Here is a 2257-nt window from a genome sequence, read left to right as displayed (position 1 = left end):
TTTTACAAGCCGGGGGAAGAGATAGAGACCTACAGCTCTCAGCAGGAACTGCTGGAGAAGGTTGAGTTTTATTTAACGCATGAAAAAGAGCGCCATGAGATTGCCCTGCGTGCTCTGGAACGAACCCTGCGGGAGCACACCTATGGTCACCGGATTGACCAACTGTTGTCGGTCATATTTCCATAAGGTGATTCACACGTCCGATGGTTGCTATTTTAAAGGAGGTGAACTCCGATCAAGCCGAAAATGATGCTATTCAGCCATGTTAGCAACGTCCGCAGTATTACGGGGGCAGAGAAACTGTTATTGCAATTTTGTCTAGACATGCGTACGTACTTCGATTGTATTCTCGTAACGCCTGGTGAAGGGCGGCTGACCTCAATGGCCCGCAAGCGCGGAATCACCGTTCTGACACAGAACCTGTTCATGCTGCATGGCATGTATACCCCATATGAGGGATTGGCGCAGGATGCGGAGAATTTGCGGACCCATGTGGCGTATGCACCGTTGTTCCAGATGCTTCGGCATGCTCGACCTGATGTGGTGCTGGTCAATACCTGTGTGAACGTCATGCCTGCAATGGCTGCCCAAGAGCTTAATATTCCAGTGATCTGGAAAATAACCGAGGTCATTAACCAGAATGCGCATACGCCCGTTTCTGTTTCTATCATAGAGCGCTATAGCCAATGGGTCATCGGCATTTCGCAAGCTGTAATGCGTCCTTTGCATGGTGGGGGACTGACACGTCCGCATACGGTGTTGTCTCCCTGCCGGGATATGGATATGCCGTCTCCCAAAGAGCATGTGCTGGAACGGAGAAGGAAACGTGAAAAACTGGGGCTGCGGGATTTTCATATTTGCATTGGTTATATTTCTTCCTTTATCTACGAAGCCAAAGGGCTGTTACCTTTTGTCCAAATGGCTCTAAAGCTGTGCGAAACCAATTCGCGGTGTCGTTTCTGGATCATCGGCAGCTCGGTGGACTCGGAATATTACGTAAAATGTGTCTCTTTAATCCGCCAATCTCGTTATAGCCGCCGCTTCCAGTTCAATTCATTCGAGGAATCCGTGTCAACGGCCTATAGCGCAATGGATATTGTTGTGATCCCAAGTATGGTGGAGGAAGGCTTTGGCCTGACCGCCCTGGAAGGGCTAGTTTACGGTAAGCCCGTGGTAGCCTTTGCGCAGGGTGGACTTGTGGAATTGATGGAGGCGACCGGAAATACAGATTTTTTGGTAGAGCCGGGCAACAGCGACATGCTGGCGCAAAAAGTGGGCTATCTGCTCGATCATCCCGAGGAAGTGGAACGGATTGGTGTGCGTAACAACAGTGCGGCTACACGTGTATACGGACCTGATTCCTACCGAAGCAGTCTGCACCTCATGGTCAGTCAATGGGTATGTCATCATCCGCATTGGTTCCCGTTGATTCAGCAGCCAGGTGGACCAGTATGGACGAGGGAAGGCGAAGGACTGCGTCAGGTCACTGCTATACCGGAGGGATATACCAGCACGATTCGAGAATTTCCCGAATCGGTGGTGTGTCAACTGCCTGTGCTGGGTCTGCCGCCAATCGAATATGCAGCCATTCAGGGCTTGCCACAACCACCATCCCCTTTACCTGAGTCACCGCCCGAATTGCTCCGCGGCAAGCGTAGTGTTCGGGCGAGATGGCCAAAGGGCCGCAAGCGTACCAGATTGCGGAATCGCAGGTATAAGAGAAGCGGCGGCAAGAGTCGCCTCAAGAAAATTCACGGGTCCCCGTTGTCGAAGGGACTTTATCCGAAAACCAAGTCCAGACAGAAGCTCAAGCGGAAATTCAAGCACCGGTCACGACGGCACAACGCGCACAAGCAGAAGCGAGTCACACTCAAGGCTGGACAGCATACAAAACAACGGTCCGGGTGAATCTACGCCGGACCGTTGAGATGAACGTTAAGCTGGAGCACAGCCAGTCTGCTGGATGGCTATCATTCATTGAACGCCACAATTCAATGAAACAACGACAGCAAAGGTGGGTTCCAAAACCATGAAAATATTGACCGTGCTCGGCACAAGACCGGAAATTATACGGCTCAGCCTGATCATTCCGAAGCTGGACCGCCATGCAGATGAACATGTGCTTGTGCATACGGGCCAAAATTACACCGAAAGCCTGAGCGGGCAGTTCTTTCGCGAGCTGGGACTGCGTGCCCCGGATTATGTACTTCAGGAGAAAGCGGGGACACTGGGCAAACAGTTGTCCGTCATGTACTCG

The 2257-nt window shown here is 51.8% G+C and carries 3 protein-coding genes; all 3 read left to right on the top strand.

Annotated features, from left to right (window positions below; translation table 11 throughout):
* On the top strand, window positions 1–186 hold a 186-nt coding region (locus tag GRP75_RS24890; RefSeq protein WP_160790666.1), incomplete at its 5' end, for a glycosyltransferase family protein.
* Window positions 187–246: 60 nt separating this feature from the next.
* Window positions 247–1908 carry a glycosyltransferase gene (locus tag GRP75_RS24885; RefSeq protein WP_028541473.1) on the top strand — a complete coding sequence of 554 codons (1662 nt, stop codon included), beginning with the start codon at window positions 247–249 and terminating at the stop codon, window positions 1906–1908.
* A 121-nt stretch (window positions 1909–2029) separates the two neighbouring features.
* Window positions 2030–2257 (top strand): UDP-N-acetylglucosamine 2-epimerase (locus tag GRP75_RS24880; protein WP_202404302.1); only part of this gene is annotated, 228 nt, incomplete at its 3' end.

The sequence above is a fragment of the Paenibacillus sp. OT2-17 genome (genome assembly GCF_009827695.1).
Taxonomy (GTDB): domain Bacteria; phylum Bacillota; class Bacilli; order Paenibacillales; family Paenibacillaceae; genus Paenibacillus; species Paenibacillus polymyxa_B.
This window is presented reverse-complemented; position numbering and strand designations above follow the sequence as displayed.

Excerpts from the sequence above, each read along its gene's own strand:
- GRP75_RS24885 (WP_028541473.1), top strand. The coding sequence starts at position 247 with ATGATGCTATTCAGCCATGTTAGCAACGTCCGCAGTATTACGGGGGCA.